This is a genomic window from Aquipuribacter hungaricus (assembly GCF_037860755.1).
Taxonomy (GTDB): domain Bacteria; phylum Actinomycetota; class Actinomycetes; order Actinomycetales; family JBBAYJ01; genus Aquipuribacter; species Aquipuribacter hungaricus.
Genome location: NZ_JBBEOI010000001.1, coordinates 1 through 14,066, shown reverse-complemented (window position 1 = coordinate 14,066; position 14,066 = coordinate 1). Strand labels below are relative to the sequence as shown.

Genomic DNA, 14,066 nt, shown 5'->3' with positions numbered 1-14,066 from the left:
GACGTCGTCAGGAGGGCGCGGCCGGCAGCCGCACCTCCACGACGGCCCCGGTGGGCGACGGTGGGCAGGCGACCCGGCCGCCGTGCGCCTGGACCACGGCCTGCACGATGGACAGCCCCAGACCCGTGCTGCCCGCCGCCCGGGACCGGCTGCCGTCGCCGCGGGCGAACCGCTCGAACACCGAGCCCCGCAGGTCCTCGGGGATCCCGGGGCCGTCGTCGGCGACGCGCAGCAGGACCTCGCCCCCGGCCCCCGGTGACGCGTCCGGGTCTCGGCCGAGCGACAGCGTGACGGTCGTGCCGGGCGGGGTGTGCACCCGCGCGTTGGCGAGCAGGTTGGTCACCACCTGCCGGAGCCGGGCCTCGTCGCCGACCACCACGACGGGCTCCTCGGAGGCCAGGTCGAGGTGCCAGCGGTGGTCCGGCCCGGCCGCGTGGGCGTCGGCCAGCGCGGTCACCACGACGGGCACCAGGTCGACCGGCTGCCGCTCGACCGGCCGTCCCGCGTCCAGGCGCGCGAGCAGCAGCAGGTCGTCGACGAGGTCGCCCATCCGCCCGGCCTCCGCCTCCACCCGTCCCAGCGCGTGCGCGAGGTCCGGCGTCAGCGGCCCGGGCCCGCGGCGGGCGAGCTCGGCGTAGCCGCGGACGGACGCCAGCGGGGTGCGCAGCTCGTGGCTGGCGTCGGCGACGAACTGCCGGACCCGGGTCTCGCTGCGGTGCCGCTCGAGCAGCGCGTCCTCCACGTGGTCGAGCATGAGGTTGAGCGCGGCGGCGACCTCGCCCACCTCGTCGGGGGTGCGGGCGACGCGCGCGGGCACGCGGTCGGGCACGGCGCCGTCCCCGCCCGACAGGTCGAGGGCGCGGACCCGCGCCGCGGTCGTCGTCACCTCCGCGAGGGGGCGCATCGCGCGGCGCACCACCGGCCCGCCCGCGAGGAGGACCACGGCGCAGCCGGCCGCGGTGGCCGTGAGGAGGACGACCGCCAGCCGCGTGGTGGTGCTGGTCACCTGCTCCAGCGGCAGCCCCGTGACGAGCACGGCGCCGTCCGGGGTGCCGACGGCGACCACCCGGTACGACCCGAGCCCGGCCACGTCGACGCTGCGCGGGTCGTCGCCGGCGCGGACGCCGGTGAGCGCCGGGTAGGCCTCCGGGGGCACGGGCTCAGGGGTGCCGCCCGCGTCGAGGACGGCGGCCCGGAGCACCGTGCCGCCGTCGACCTCCGCCCCCAGGGTCCCTGCCGCCTGCCCGGGCACGAGGAGGAAGGGCGGCCCGCCGTCGACGCCGCCGCGGGGGCCCGCCCCCGGACGGCCGCCCGGGCCGTCGCGTCCCTCGCTGGAGCGCTGCACGGCCGAGGTCAGCTGGTCGTCGAGCCGGCCGACGAGGAACGAGCGGAGCACCGCGACGCTCGCGGTCCCGACCGCGAGCGTCACCACCGCGGTGACGACGACGAGCGCGAGCAGCAGCCGGCGGCGCAGGCCCCAGGGCCGCCTCACGGCGCGGCGTCGACCTCGACGGCAGGCTTGAGGACGTAGCCCGCGCCGCGCAGGGTGTGGATCATCGGCGGGCGCCCCGCGTCGATCTTCTTGCGCGGTAGGACACGTACAGCTCGACGATGTTGGCCTGCCCGCCGAAGTCGTAGCTCCACACCCGGTCGAGGATCTGCGCCTTGCTCAGCACCCGGCGCGGGTTGCGGACGAAGAAGCGGAGCAGCTCGAACTCCGTCGCGGTGAGGGCGACCTCGACGCCCCCGCGCGTCACCTCGTGGGAGTCCTCGTCTACCACCAGGTCGCCGACCACGAGCCGGGCGTCGTCCCGGACGGCGACGGCACCGGCGCGGCGCACCAGGGCGCGCAGCCGTGCCACCACCTCTTCCAGGCTGAAGGGCTTGGTGACGTAGTCGTCGCCGCCCGCGGTGAGCCCTGCCACCCTGTCCTCGACCGCGTCCCGGGCGGTGAGGAAGAGGACCGGCACGTCGTCGCCGGTGCTGCGCAGGCGGCGCAGCACCTCCAGGCCGTCGATGTCCGGCATCATCACGTCGAGCACGACGGCGTCCGGGCGGAACTCCTCCGCGGCGCGCACGGCGGCCAGGCCGCCGGTGGCGGTGCGGACCTCCCAGCCCTCGTAGCGCAGCGCCATGGACAGCAGCTCGGTGAGCGACTGCTCGTCGTCGACGACGAGCACGCGCAGCGCCGAGCCGTCGGGGCGCAGCAGGGGCGGGGTCGGGGCGGGCACCTGCCCAGCATGGCGGGCGCGGCTGTGCGCCGGCTGTGCGCCCGGTGCGAGGTGCAGGACCGCGCGGACCCCGCACGCACCGGGGCGTGCGGGGCCGCGCGCGTCCGTCTGGCGCGGCTCGCTGTCAGGCGGTCAGGCGGTCAGGCCCGTGCTCTCCGCGGTGGCGTCGTCGCCCGGCGCCGGCGTCACGGTCGAGCCGTCCGCCGAGCCGTCCGTCGAGCCGTCGGTCGCGCCGTCAGCCGGGGCGCCGGGGCCGCGGTGGCCGCGACCGAGCGGGAGGTCCTCCTCCTGCACGAGGGTCTCGACCCGCTCCTGCACGTCGGCCAGGCGCTCGTCGGCCTGCTCCTGCGTGAGGTCGCCGGCCGTGACGTGCTCGGCCAGGTGCTCCTGCGCGGCGGTGACGAGCCCGTCGACCAGGGTGTCCAGGGCGACGCCCTCGCTCTCGGCGACCGACGCGAGCGAGCCGCCCTCCTCCAGACGGGCGAGCAGGTCCTCCTCCGTCAGCCCGAGCAGTCCGGCGGCCTCGTCCAGCGCCGCCCCGCCGGGTCCACCGGGTCCACCGGGGCCACCGGGGCCGCCGGGGGCGCCGCCGGGACCGCCGTGCCCGCCGCCGGGACCGCGACCGGGCCACGCCCCGTCGAGGGTCTCTGCCACGGCGTCGGCCTGGGCGTCGTCCAGGGTGCCGTCGGAGACCAGGCCGTCCAGGGCGGCGCGGATCTCCTCGACCCGGTCGGCCACCGCCCCGGCGACCGTGCCCTCCTGCGACGGCGCGGCCGTGGCGGCGGACGCGACGACGGGCAGGGCCACGAGCCCCGCCCCGAGCCCGCCGAGGGCGATGGCGCCGGTGACGACGACGCTGGTCAGCTGCTTCTTCATGGGTCCTCCTCCGTGGCTGGGACCTGGTGCCCCCGCCGTCCCCCGACGGTGCGCCCCGTCGCTGTGCGGAGGCTGTGCGGAGCATGTCGACCACCTGCCAGGTGCCGTCCGACCGGCAGGGGTGGCCGAGGACCCGGGCTGTCCGCGACGATGACGGACGTGCTCACCGCCATCGTGCTCATCCGGACGACCGCCGACCGCATCCCCGAGGTGGCGCAGGAGATCGCCGACATCCCGGGCATCAGCGAGGTCTACTCGGTGACGGGGGACAGCAACCTCGTCGCCATCGCCCGGGTGCGGCAGCACGACGAGCTCGCCGACGTCATCGCCGACCGGCTGTCCAAGGTCGAGGGCGTCGTGGAGACCAACACCAAGATCGCGTTCCGGACCTACAGCCGGCACGACCTCGACGCCGCGTTCTCCGTCGGCCTGGAGTAGCGGGCTGCGGCCGGGCCTCAGACCCGGGCAGCGCGGCGCGCCGACGACCGTCAGGGTGCCGGGTCGGCGAGGGCGTCCGGCTCGGCGAGGGCGTCGAGGAGCGGCCCGAGCACGGCGTGCACCGCCGCCGCCGCGCGGTCGGGGTCACGCTCGACGACGGCCCGGACGAGCTGCTCGTGCTCGTCCGCGTGCGGGTCCTCGTCGGGGTCGACGTCGTCGGCGAGCACCTCCTCGTACAGCGGGACGAGACCGTCCCAGACCTCGACGAGCAGCTCGTTGTGGGTCGCGACGACGACGGCCCGGTGCAGCGCCACGTCGGCGGCGACCCGGGCCGCCCGGTCGTCGCCCGCCCAGGCGCGGGTCCGGGCCCCGAGGGCCTCCTGCAGCGCGGTCACGTCGGAGCTGTCGCGGCGGCGGGCGGCGACGGCCGAGGCGGCACCGTCGACGGCGGCCCGCAGCTCGAGGACGTCGCGGCGGGCGGCGCGGCCGGCCCGCCGGGACAGGGACGTCACGAGCGACGAGCGGGCGATGACGAAGGTGCCGCGGCCCTGCTCCCTGCGGACGAGGCCGGACTGCACGAGCGACGAGACGGCCTCGCGCACGGTGTTGCGGCCCGCGCCGACCCAGGCCATGAGGTCCGCCTCGACGGGGATCCGCCGCCCGACGGGCCACTCGCCCGAGGCGATGGCGGCGTGGAAGCGCGCCGTGACGGCGTCGGCGAGGGTCGGCGGGCGGGGGAGCGGGCGGTCGGCCGGATCGGTACCGTCATTCATCCCATCATCCGATCTGTCCCGGAGCAGCCCATGGTCGACCGAGCCCGCCCGAGCCTGCTGCCCCTGCTGGCGGTCGTCCTGACCGCCCTCAACCTACGCACCGCGGTCACGGGCTTCACCCCGCTGCTCGACGTCATCGGCGCCGACCTGGGCTTCGGGCCGTCCCTGTACGGCGTGCTCGGCACCATCGTCACCGCCAGCTTCGCCGTGTTCGGCCTGCTCGCCGCCGCGCTCGCCCGCCGGTTCGGGCTCGAGCGCACGCTCGCGCTCGCGGTGGCGCTCACCACCGCCGGGGTCCTGCTGCGGGCGCTGTCCCCGTCGACCGCCGCCCTCGTCGCCTCCACGGTCGTGGCGTTCACGGGCGTCGGCGCGTCCAACGTGCTCGTGGTCCCGCTGGTCAAGAAGTACTTCTCGGCGCGCCTGAAGACCATGAGCTCGCTGTACATCGCGCTCCTGCAGGTGGGCCAGTTCGTCGCCCCGCTGCTCGCGCTGCCCGTGGCGCTGGGCGCGGGCTGGCGCTGGGCCGCGGGGATGTGGGCGCCCCTGACGGGCGTCGCGGTCGTGCTGTGGGTGGTCCTCGCCGTGCGCGCGGGCGGTGCGGCAGGTGCGGCGCCGGCCGGTGCGACGGCCGCTCCGGTGCGGCTGGCGGGGGCCTGGCGCACCCCGCTGCTCTGGTCGCTCGTGCTCATGCTGGGGATGACGGGGCTCAACGTGTACGCGGTCATCACGTGGCTGCCCGCCATCCTCGTCGACGCGGGCGCCGACCCCACCTCGGGCGGGGCGCTCCTGGCGCTGTTCTCGGTGTTCGGGCTGCCGGCCGCGTTCGTCGTGCCGCCCCTGGCCATCCGGCTGCGCGACCCGTCCGTGGTGGTCGTCGTGTGCACGCTGTGCCTGGCCGGCGGGTGGACCGGCCTGCTGCTGTCGCCCGGCTCCGGCGCGGTCGCCTGGGTGGTGCTGCTCGGCATCGGCGTGAGCACGTTCCCGCTCTGCCTCACGCTGGTCAACGCGCGCACCCGGACCACGGCGGGCTCCACCGTCCTGTCGGGCGCGATGCAGGGCCTCGGGTACGCCATCGCCTGCATCGGCCCGCTCGGCATCGGGGTGCTCTACACCGCCACCGGCTCGTGGACCAGCTCGTTCGTCGTCCTGCTCGCCAGCCTCGTCGTGCTCCTGGTCAGCGGCTGCGTCGCGTGCCGGCCCTCCCTGCTCGAGGACCAGGTGCGGGCGCGGGTGCCGGTCGACGCGTGACCGGCACCCGCGCCCGCCCGCGTCAGGCGGTGGGGACCTCGAGGACGAACATGCTCCACGAGGCCGCGGGCAGCTCGGCCAGCAGCGTGCCGTCGTCGACGCGAGCCCCGGGGTGCTCGTGGGGGACGACCCGGTCGGGGTCGTCCTGGGTGTTGGCGGCGGCGTAGTCCTCGTCGGCGATGACCAGCGCCTCCACGAGGGTGCCCCCGCCGAAGCCGCGGAGCGCCGTGCTGAACGACAGCGGCTCCGACGGGTGCCGGTTGACGACGAACACCGCGACCCGGCCGGTCTCGGCGTCGTGCGTGGCGACCGCGTCGAGCAGGGGCACGTCGCCGTAGACCGGGGTGGACAGGGTCGGGGCGTCGACGCGCAGGTCGAGGACCGTGCCGCGGGCGTGGCGGGCGGTCTGGGCGAAGGGGTGGAAGATCGACTGGCGCCACGCCGGCCCGCCCGGCTCGGTGCGGATCGAGGAGATGGTGTTGACCAGCTGCGCCTGCGAGGCGGCGGTCACCCGGTCCGCGTGCCGCAGCAGCGTGATGAGCAGCGAGCCGACGACGACGGCGTCGACCACCGTGTAGGCCTCCTCGCTCGTGCGCGGCGCCTCGACCCAGTCCTCCGGCAGGCCGCCCTGGCCGGCCTTGAGCTCCTCGAGGTACCAGACGTTCCACTCGTCGAAGGAGACGTCGATCTTCTTGTCGGACTGCAGCCGGGCACCGACGTGGTCGGCGGTCGCCACGACCTGGTCGACGAAGCGGTCCATGTCGACGGAGCAGGCGAGGAAGCTCGCGTAGTCGTCGCCGTGCAGCTGGTAGTAGGCGTGGGCGGAGATGTAGTCGACGACGTCGTAGGTGTGCTCGAGGACCGTCGCCTCCCAGGCGCCGAACGTCGGCATGGTCCGGCTGGAGGACCCGCACGCGACCAGCTGAAGGTCCGCGTCGAACTGGCGCATCGCCAGGGCGGTCTGCGCGGCCAGGCGGCCGTACTCCTCGGCCGTCTTCTGGCCGAGCTGCCACGGCCCGTCCATCTCGTTGCCCAGGCACCACATCCGGATGCCGTGCGGCTCGGTCGCCCCGTGCGCCACGCGCGCGTCCGACAGCGCGGTGCCCGACGGGTGGTTGGCGTACTCCAGCAGGTCGATGGCCTCCTGCATGCCGCGCGTGCCCAGGTTCATCGCCATCATCGGCTCGATGCCGGCCTTGCGCGCCCACCCCATGAACTCGTCGAGGCCGAAGGCGTTGGTCTCGATGGTGCGCCACGCCGGGTCCAGGCGGGTGGGGCGGTCCTCGACCGGCCCCACGCCGTCCTCCCACCGGTAGCCGGACACGAAGTTGCCGCCGGGGTAGCGCACCGTGGTGACGCCCAGCTCGCGGACCAGGTCCAGCACGTCCCCGCGCAGGCCGTCCTCGTCGGCGGTGGGGTGCCCCGGCTCGAAGATGCCCGTGTACACGCACCGGCCCATGTGCTCGACGAAGGAGCCGAAGACCCGGCGGTCCACGGGGGCCACGACGAACGCGGGGTCGATCGACACTCGGGCGTGCTGCATGCTGGGGCCTCCAGGCGGCGTGGCGGGGCACCGGCGAGGGGCTCCGCGGAGGCTGTCCCGCGAGCGGGGCGCCACGACCGGGCGGCCCGGCCCCTGTGCCGGTGTGACGTCATTGCAACGTTGTAAAGACGAACGATGCCCGAGGGCGGGCGTCCGGCGCAAGCCTCTGGGCCGCCCGTCTACGACGTTGTAACGTCATGGCCACGGCCGCCCGCCGGTCGGCGGCGACGACGCGTGGGGGAGCCATGTCCGCGACGATGCACGACGTGGCCCGGGTCGCCGGCGTCTCGATCAAGACGGTGTCGAACGTCATCAACGACTACCAGCACGTGCGCCCCGGGACGCGCGAGAAGGTCCGCGCCGCCATCGTCGAGCTGGGGTACCGGCCCAACATGTCCGCCCGGAACCTCCGCCGCGGCCGGACCGGCGCGATCGGGCTCGCGGTGCCGGAGCTCACGCTGGCGTACTTCGCCCAGCTGGCCGACGCGGTCATCGAGCACGCGCACGCCCGCGGCTACGTCGTGCTCATCGAGCAGACCGGCGGCGGCGACCGCTCCCGTGAGCTGGAGATGCTCCGCAGCCCCCGGCGCAGCTTCACCGACGGCCTCATCTTCAGCCCGCTGGGGATGGAGAACTCCGACGCCGACCTGCTGGACATCGGCACGCCGCTGGTGCTGCTCGGGGAGCGGATCTTCCACGGCCCGGTCGACCACGTCGCCATGGACAACGTCGGGGCGGCCGCCGCGGCCACGGCCCACCTGCTCGAGCGGGGCCGCCGCCGGATCGCCGTCCTGGGGGCGCACGCCGGGGAGGAGATCGGCTCGGCGGGGCTGAGGCTCGTCGGGTACCGGAACGCCCTGGACGCCGCCGGCGTGCCCTTCGACCCCGACCTCGTGGGCTACGTCGACCTGTGGCACCGGGCCAACGGCGCCGAGGTGATGGACCAGGTGCTCGCCCGCGGGGTGGAGCTCGACGCGGTGTTCGCCATGAACGACGAGCTGGCGCTGGGCGCGCTGCGGCGGCTGCAGCAGGCCGGGCACCGGGTGCCGGACGACGTCATGCTCATCGGCTTCGACGACCTGGACGAGGGTCGCTTCTCGCTCCCGAGCCTCACCTCGGTGGACCCGGGCCGCGCCGAGATCGCCCGGACCGGGGTCGACCTGCTGGTCCGGCGGCTCGGGGGCGACCGCGGCGAGCGGCCCCAGGAGCTGCTCACGCAGTTCCGCGTGGTCGAGCGGGAGTCCACGGCCACAGGTCGGTAACGGCTCTTGACACGTCTGCGGGCGGCGTCCAGACTCCCGTTTACAACGTGGTAAATACAACGTTGTACGGCAGCGCGGCCGACCTCCCCCCTGGGGTGCGACGGGCGACGCCCGACCTCCCACGAAGGGGCACCTCGATGAAGCACACGCACCTGTCCGCGATCGCCGCCGCCGGTCTCGCCGCGACGCTGCTGGCCGCCTGCGGGGACGACGTCGGCTCCGGCTCCGCGGCGGGCGCGTCCGCCGCCGCGGGCGGGGGCGGCAACGACAGCCTCTCCTGCACCAACGAGATCCAGGTCGAGGGCGTCCCCCAGGTCACCGTCTGGGCCTGGTACCCGAACATGGAGACGGTCGTCGACAACTTCAACTCCTCCCACGAGGACGTCCAGGTCTGCTGGACCAACGCCGGCCAGGGCAACGACCAGTACGACAAGTTCCAGACCGCGATCGCCGCCGGGACCGGCGCGCCGGACGTCGTCATGCTCGAGTCCGACCGCATCCCCAACTACGTCATCCAGGACGCCCTGGTCGACATCAGCGGCTACGGCTACGAGGACGTCCAGGCGAACTTCAGCGAGGGTGCCTGGAAGGACGTCTCGGTCGGCGACGCGGTCTACGCCGCCCCGGTGGACGGCGGCCCGATGGCGATGATCTACCGGACCGACGTGTTCGAGCAGTACGGCGTCACCCCGCCCACCACGTGGGAGGAGTACGAGGCGGCCGCGCGGGCCGTCAAGGACGCGGGCGGGCCCCTGTTCGGCGACTTCGGCGCCAACGTGCCGGCCGTCGTCATGGCCCTGCAGATCCAGGCCGGCGCGCAGCCCTTCGAGTACGACCCGGCCAACCCCACGGAGATCTCCGTCGCCCTCGACGACCCGGCCTCGGTCAAGGTCCTCGACTACTGGGCCGGCCTGGTCCAGGACGGGCTCGTCGGCACCCAGGACCAGTTCACGCCGGAGTACATCTCCGGCGTCGTCGGCGGCGACTACGCCACGTACGTCTCGGCCGCCTGGGCCCCCGGCTACCTCAGCGGCGCGGGCGTGGGCGAGGGCGCCGACGCCGGCACCTTCGCCGTCGCCCCGCTGCCGCAGTGGGAGGGCGCCGACCCCGTGTCCGTCAACTGGGGCGGCTCCGCCTTCGCCGTGACGACGCAGGCCGCCGACCCCGAGCTCGCCGCGGGCGTGGCCTTCGACCTGTACGCGGACGAGGAGTCCCTGACGGACGGCTGGCAGAACCAGGTCATCTTCCCGCTCAACCAGGACGTGCTGACCTCGGCCGAGTTCGTCGACTACGAGGTGGGCTTCTTCGACGGGCAGCAGGCCAACAAGGAGGTCTACGTCCCCGCGGCGGACGCCTACGAGGGCTTCACCTACGCGCCGTTCGGCCAGTTCTACTACCAGTCGCTGACCGAGCAGATCGCCGCCATCAACGCCGGCGAGGTGACCGGCGCCGAGGCGGCGGCGGAGCTGCAGGAGACCGTCACCGCCTACGCCGAGGAGCAGGGCTTCACCGTCACGGACTGACCCTCCGCGCGGTGCCCCCGGGCGCACCGGCCCCTCCTCGGGCCGGTGCGCCCACCCCCACCCACCAGCTGGAGCGCACATGACCCTCGTCTCCCCCGCCGCGCCCGCGGCGGCGCCCACCAGGCCGGCCCGGCGCCGGCCCGCCTCGCGCGGCCGGGAATGGCTGGGGCTGGTGTTCGTCGCCCCGTTCGCCCTGGTGTTCCTCGTTTTCCTCGTCGCGCCGATGGCGTACGCGTTCTACCTGAGCCTGTTCAGCAGCGGCCTGGCCACGGGCACCCGCTTCACGGGGTTCGCCAACTACGCCAAGGCCTTCACCGACGAGAACTTCCTGTCCGGCGTGTGGTTCGTCGTCCGGTTCTCGCTGGTGCTCATCCCGGTGCAGATGCTCGTCTCGCTGGCGGTGGCGCTGGTCATCGACGGCCTCACCACGCGCTTCGCCCGGTTCTCGCGGCTCATGATCTTCCTGCCGTACGCGATCCCCGCGGTCATCGGGGCGCTCATGTGGGGGTTCCTCTACAGCCCCAACTTCGGCCCGCTCGACGACATCTTCGGCACGTTCGGCGCCGACGCGCCGTTCCTGCTCAGCCGCGACCTCGTGTTCTACGGCCTGATGAACGTGGTCACGTGGCAGTGGGCGGGCTACTACATGATCATCCTGTACGCCGCGCTGCAGGGGATCGACCCCAGCCTGTACGAGGCCGCCCGCATCGACGGCGCGAGCAGCTGGCAGATCGTCTGGCGGATCAAGATCCCGCTCGTGCTGCCGGCGCTGTTCCTCATCCTCGTCTTCGCGCTCATCGGCACGCTGCAGTTCTTCAACGAGCCGCAGATCTTGCGGTTCCTCGCCTCGGGGTCCATCGGCGGCGACTTCACGCCGAACATCTACGCCTACACGCTGGCCTTCAGCCAGGGACAGTTCAACTACGCCTCGGCGGTCTCCTTCGCGCTGGGCGCGGTCATCTTCGTCGCTGTCTACCTCTTCCTGTTCCTCACCCGCCGCCGGGGGAGCTTCCTGTCATGAGCACCGTCACCAGCACCCGTCCGCCCGCCGGTCCTCGCAGCCCGGCCGGGGGAGCGCCGCGCAAGCGTCCGCGCCAGAACAACGTCCTGCCGCACGCGTTCCTCGCGGCGCTGCTCGTGTACTTCCTCGTGCCGTTCTGGTGGGTCATCGTCGCGGCGTCCAAGGACGCGGCCGGCCTGTTCGGCGGCAGCAACCCGCTGTGGTTCGCGACCGACGTGGACTACCTGGGCAACCTGCAGCAGCTGTTCACCTTCGACGGCGGGATCTACGCCCGCTGGCTGCTCAACTCCGCGCTCTACGCCCTCGCGGGCGGGGTCGGGGCCACCGTGCTGTCGGTCGCCGCGGGCTACGGCTTCGCCAAGTACCGCTTCCCGTTCCGGCGGGCGTTCTTCGCGATCCTGCTCGGCTCGGTCATGGTGCCGCTGACCGCGCTGGTCATCCCCACGTTCCTGCTCATGTCCGAGCTGCGGCTGACCAACACCATGTGGGCGGTCATCCTGCCGTCCCTGCTCAACCCCTTCGGCGTCTACCTCATGCACGTCTACGCCCGCGACGCCGTGCCGGACGAGCTGCTCGACGCCGCCCGGGTCGACGGCGCCGGCGAGCTGCGGACGTTCGTGCAGGTGGCCCTGCCGCTCATGCGGCCGGCCGTCGTCACGGTGCTCCTGCTGTCCTTCGTCGGCACGTGGAACAACTTCTTCCTGCCCCTGGTCATGCTCAACGACAACCGGCTCTTCCCGGTGACGGTGGGGCTCAACCTGTGGCAGGGCCTCGCCTCGGCCAACAACGGCGGCGGGACCTCGCTGTGGAGCCTCATCATCATCGGTGCCCTGGTGTCGATCATCCCGCTCGTGGTCGCCTTCGTCAGCCTGCAGAAGTACTGGCAGGGCGGCCTGACGATCGGCAGCCTCAAGTAGGGGCGGCCGGCCCGCGCCCGGCTCAGCGGCTGGCGCGGGCCAGGGCGGTGCCGTCCAGGGCACGGCGGAACGCGACGAGGGAGTCGAAGACCTCCACAGCACCGGCCTCGTGCAGCTCGCCGACCGAGAACCCACCGGTGCGGACCGCGATCGTTGGCACCTGGAGCTTGGCGGCCGCCTGCACGTCGAACACCGAGTCGCCGACCATGACCCCGCTGGCCCCCTCGACCTTGCCCAGCGCGGTGGCGACGAGGTCGGGCTCCGGCTTGCTCCGGGCGACGTCGTCGCTGGTGGTCCAGGCGTCGGCCAGCGAGCGGGCGTCGAGCAGGTCGAGGAAGGCGTCGACGTGCTGGCTCTTGCCCGAGCTGGCCAGCACCAGCCGGAACCCGCGCTCCTTCACCTCGGCCAGCAGCTCGTAGGCCCCCTCGAACGGCTGCACCTCGTCGAGGAGCAGGTCGAACTCCTCGACCCAGGCGTCGCGCAGGTCGTCGCCGAAGGACTCCTCCACGTCGGGGCCGGCGAGCTCGGGGACGAACATGTCCCCGCCCATGCCGATGCCGCGGTGGACCCGCCACAGCGGCTTGGTGATGCCGAAGCGCCGGAACGCCCGGTACCAGGCCAGCGCGTGCTGGTAGTTGGTGTCGACCAGGGTCCCGTCGACGTCGAAGATCGCCGTGTCTGCCATCCCCCCGCCCTACCCGCGCCCGGCACCGCCAACCGCAGCGGCGACGGGCCGCACCTGCCGCGCGCAGGTGTCCGGCCCCCGGGGCGGGGTACAGCAGCGCCATGAGCGACCAGACCACCCCCCAGGACCCGACGACACAGCACACGTCCTCCGACGACCTGCCCGGCCACTCCATCCCCCACCCGGGGCTGGAGCAGGACATGCCGGTGGAGCCGGACTTCGGCGAGGAGTCGTACCGCGGCAGCGGACGCCTCGAGGGCCGTCGTGCCCTCATCACCGGCGGGGACTCCGGCATCGGCCGGGCGGTCGCGCTGGCCTTCGCGCGGGAGGGCGCCGACGTCGTCATCTCCTACCTGCCTGAGGAGGAGGAGGACGCGCAGGAGACGGTGCGGGTCGTCGAGGCCGCCGGGCGCCGCTGCGTCACCGCCCCGGGCGACGTCCGCGAGGAGCAGTACTGCCAGGAGCTCGTGGGGCGCACCGTCTCCGAGCTCGGCGGGATCGACGTCCTGGTGAGCAACGCGGCCTTCCAGATGTCGATCACCGGCATCGAGGACCTGACCACCGAGCAGCTGCTGCGCACGTACACGACCAACGTCTTCGCGGCGTTCTGGCTGTGCAAGGCCGCCGTGCCGCACATGGAGGGCGGCGCCAGCATCATCGTCACCACCTCCATCCAGGCCTACCAGCCGTCGCCGGAGCTGCTGGACTACGCCTCGACCAAGGGCGCCCTGCTCAACTTCACCAAGGGCCTGTCCCAGGAGCTCGCCCCCCGCGGGATCCGCGTCAACACCGTCGCCCCGGGGCCGATCTGGACCCCGCTCATCCCGGCGACCATGCCCGAGGAGAAGGTCGACGGGTTCGGCGAGCAGACGCCGATCGGGCGCGCCGGGCAGCCCGCGGAGCTGGCACCGGCCTACGTCTTCCTCGCCTCGCAGGAGTCGAGCTACATCACCGGCGAGCGCATCGGCGTCACCGGGGGCATGCCGACCCCCTGATCCCAGGACCTCCCGACGGGCCCGCGCGCACCCCGCGCGCGGGCCCGTCGGCCTGTCCGGCGACCCCTCGAGACGCGGCCGGGTCCCACCGCAGACGCCGTGACCACGTGCTGAGACAACCGGCGCGGCGGTGTTGACACCCGCGACGGGGGGTCCATAGGTTCCACCCAGGTCAAGAGTTGCAGCGTCAAGGCCTGGCTCGCTGCACGGCAACCCTCCTCCGCGGTGGGGTGCCCCAGGTCGACGACCCGGCCGGACGGACTGTCCGGCAAACGCGGCTCGTGCCGAGCCCTGGTCCTGAGGACACGCTGTGCACATGACATCCCGGGTGACCGCCCTCGCTGGGCTGGACGCCTTCTGCCGACGCCACATCGACCTGGCCCGGACGGCCAGCGCGATGTGTCGACGCCCCGAGCGGTCCTCCGTCTGACCCTCCGGCCGACGTCCGTCGGCCCCCCGCGCCAGCACCGCTGAGCGCTGCCGCGACCGTCCCACCTGGGACGGCCGCCGCCCCGCCGTGCGCCGGCGCCCACCCGGGCGCCCGCACGCCGCCC

Annotated in this window: 13 protein-coding genes, 1 pseudogene and 1 riboswitch; of the genes and pseudogenes, 8 read left to right on the top strand and 6 right to left on the bottom strand. The window is 73.9% G+C overall.

What is annotated here, in order from left to right; translation table 11 throughout:
• Positions 1-7: 7 nt before the first annotated feature.
• The 3 genes and pseudogenes from WCS02_RS00070 to WCS02_RS00060 all read right to left on the bottom strand — a co-directional run bounded on the left by WCS02_RS00070 (position 8) and on the right by WCS02_RS00060 (position 3,107).
• A complete protein-coding gene (locus tag WCS02_RS00070) occupies positions 8-1,492 on the bottom strand; it encodes a sensor histidine kinase (RefSeq protein WP_340287891.1) in 1,485 nt (494 codons plus the stop codon).
• A pseudogene (locus WCS02_RS00065) lies at positions 1,489-2,231 on the bottom strand (response regulator transcription factor). Before WCS02_RS00065 ends, WCS02_RS00070 begins: the two are co-directional and overlap by 4 nt.
• Before the next feature lie 132 nt (positions 2,232-2,363).
• The gene (locus WCS02_RS00060) at positions 2,364-3,107 is read right to left on the bottom strand and encodes a hypothetical protein (protein WP_340287888.1); all 744 of its coding nucleotides are present in this window, start codon (positions 3,105-3,107) and stop codon (positions 2,364-2,366) included.
• A 159-nt stretch (positions 3,108-3,266) separates the two neighbouring features.
• On the opposite strand from WCS02_RS00060, the gene WCS02_RS00055 reads away from it, so the two are divergent.
• A complete protein-coding gene (locus tag WCS02_RS00055) occupies positions 3,267-3,545 on the top strand; it encodes an Lrp/AsnC family transcriptional regulator (protein ID WP_340287885.1) in 279 nt (92 codons plus the stop codon).
• A gap of 50 nt (positions 3,546-3,595) precedes the next feature.
• On the opposite strand, the gene WCS02_RS00050 is transcribed toward WCS02_RS00055, so the two are convergent.
• The gene (locus WCS02_RS00050; protein ID WP_340287882.1) at positions 3,596-4,318 is read right to left on the bottom strand and encodes a FadR/GntR family transcriptional regulator; all 723 of its coding nucleotides are present in this window, start codon (positions 4,316-4,318) and stop codon (positions 3,596-3,598) included.
• 30 nt (positions 4,319-4,348) lie between these two features.
• Between WCS02_RS00050 and WCS02_RS00045 the strand changes: the two genes are divergently transcribed.
• Complete coding sequence (locus WCS02_RS00045; RefSeq protein WP_340287879.1) at positions 4,349-5,566, top strand: MFS transporter; 1,218 nt, start codon at positions 4,349-4,351, stop codon at positions 5,564-5,566.
• Between the two features lie 22 nt (positions 5,567-5,588).
• On the opposite strand, the gene arfA is transcribed toward WCS02_RS00045, so the two are convergent.
• Positions 5,589-7,109 (bottom strand): arabinosylfuranosidase ArfA, encoded by a 1,521-nt coding sequence (arfA, locus tag WCS02_RS00040; protein ID WP_340287876.1) that lies wholly within the window; start codon positions 7,107-7,109, stop codon positions 5,589-5,591.
• Positions 7,110-7,306: 197 nt separating this feature from the next.
• Between arfA and WCS02_RS00035 the strand changes: the two genes are divergently transcribed.
• The 4 genes from WCS02_RS00035 (at position 7,307) to WCS02_RS00020 (ending at position 11,832) form a co-directional block, all read left to right on the top strand.
• Positions 7,307-8,371, top strand: coding sequence for a LacI family DNA-binding transcriptional regulator (locus WCS02_RS00035; RefSeq protein WP_340287873.1), 1,065 nt, complete (start codon positions 7,307-7,309; stop codon positions 8,369-8,371).
• Positions 8,372-8,508: 137 nt separating this feature from the next.
• On the top strand, positions 8,509-9,894 hold the full coding sequence (locus WCS02_RS00030) for an ABC transporter substrate-binding protein (protein ID WP_340287870.1): 1,386 nt from the start codon (positions 8,509-8,511) through the stop codon (positions 9,892-9,894).
• A gap of 79 nt (positions 9,895-9,973) precedes the next feature.
• On the top strand, positions 9,974-10,915 hold the full coding sequence (locus tag WCS02_RS00025; protein WP_340287867.1) for a carbohydrate ABC transporter permease: 942 nt from the start codon (positions 9,974-9,976) through the stop codon (positions 10,913-10,915).
• A complete protein-coding gene (locus tag WCS02_RS00020) occupies positions 10,912-11,832 on the top strand; it encodes a carbohydrate ABC transporter permease (RefSeq protein ID WP_340287864.1) in 921 nt (306 codons plus the stop codon). The genes WCS02_RS00025 and WCS02_RS00020 overlap by 4 nt, the downstream gene beginning before the upstream one ends.
• Positions 11,833-11,854: 22 nt before the next feature.
• On the opposite strand, the gene WCS02_RS00015 is transcribed toward WCS02_RS00020, so the two are convergent.
• Positions 11,855-12,517, bottom strand: a complete 663-nt coding sequence (locus WCS02_RS00015) for an HAD family hydrolase (protein WP_340287861.1) — start codon at positions 12,515-12,517, stop codon at positions 11,855-11,857.
• A gap of 101 nt (positions 12,518-12,618) precedes the next feature.
• On the opposite strand from WCS02_RS00015, the gene WCS02_RS00010 reads away from it, so the two are divergent.
• Together WCS02_RS00010 and WCS02_RS00005 are read left to right on the top strand one after the other, a co-directional pair.
• Complete coding sequence (locus tag WCS02_RS00010) at positions 12,619-13,512, top strand: SDR family oxidoreductase (protein WP_340287858.1); 894 nt, start codon at positions 12,619-12,621, stop codon at positions 13,510-13,512.
• Positions 13,513-13,682: 170 nt separating this feature from the next.
• Positions 13,683-13,793: riboswitch (SAM riboswitch) on the top strand.
• Between the two features lie 35 nt (positions 13,794-13,828).
• The gene (locus tag WCS02_RS00005; protein ID WP_340287855.1) at positions 13,829-13,942 is read left to right on the top strand and encodes a putative leader peptide; all 114 of its coding nucleotides are present in this window, start codon (positions 13,829-13,831) and stop codon (positions 13,940-13,942) included.
• Positions 13,943-14,066 lie beyond the last annotated feature (124 nt).

Bases quoted from the DNA above. Each gene is read 5' to 3' on its own strand.
- WCS02_RS00060 (WP_340287888.1), bottom strand. From the start codon at position 3,107: ATGAAGAAGCAGCTGACCAGCGTCGTCGTCACCGGCGCCATCGCCCTC.
- WCS02_RS00050 (WP_340287882.1), bottom strand. From the start codon at position 4,318: ATGAATGACGGTACCGATCCGGCCGACCGCCCGCTCCCCCGCCCGCCG.
- WCS02_RS00045 (WP_340287879.1), top strand. From the start codon at position 4,349: ATGGTCGACCGAGCCCGCCCGAGCCTGCTGCCCCTGCTGGCGGTCGTC.
- arfA (WP_340287876.1), bottom strand. From the start codon at position 7,109: ATGCAGCACGCCCGAGTGTCGATCGACCCCGCGTTCGTCGTGGCCCCC.
- WCS02_RS00035 (WP_340287873.1), top strand. From the start codon at position 7,307: ATGGCCACGGCCGCCCGCCGGTCGGCGGCGACGACGCGTGGGGGAGCC.
- WCS02_RS00030 (WP_340287870.1), top strand. From the start codon at position 8,509: ATGAAGCACACGCACCTGTCCGCGATCGCCGCCGCCGGTCTCGCCGCG.
- WCS02_RS00025 (WP_340287867.1), top strand. From the start codon at position 9,974: ATGACCCTCGTCTCCCCCGCCGCGCCCGCGGCGGCGCCCACCAGGCCG.
- WCS02_RS00020 (WP_340287864.1), top strand. From the start codon at position 10,912: ATGAGCACCGTCACCAGCACCCGTCCGCCCGCCGGTCCTCGCAGCCCG.
- WCS02_RS00015 (WP_340287861.1), bottom strand. From the start codon at position 12,517: ATGGCAGACACGGCGATCTTCGACGTCGACGGGACCCTGGTCGACACC.
- WCS02_RS00010 (WP_340287858.1), top strand. From the start codon at position 12,619: ATGAGCGACCAGACCACCCCCCAGGACCCGACGACACAGCACACGTCC.
- WCS02_RS00005 (WP_340287855.1), top strand. From the start codon at position 13,829: ATGACATCCCGGGTGACCGCCCTCGCTGGGCTGGACGCCTTCTGCCGA.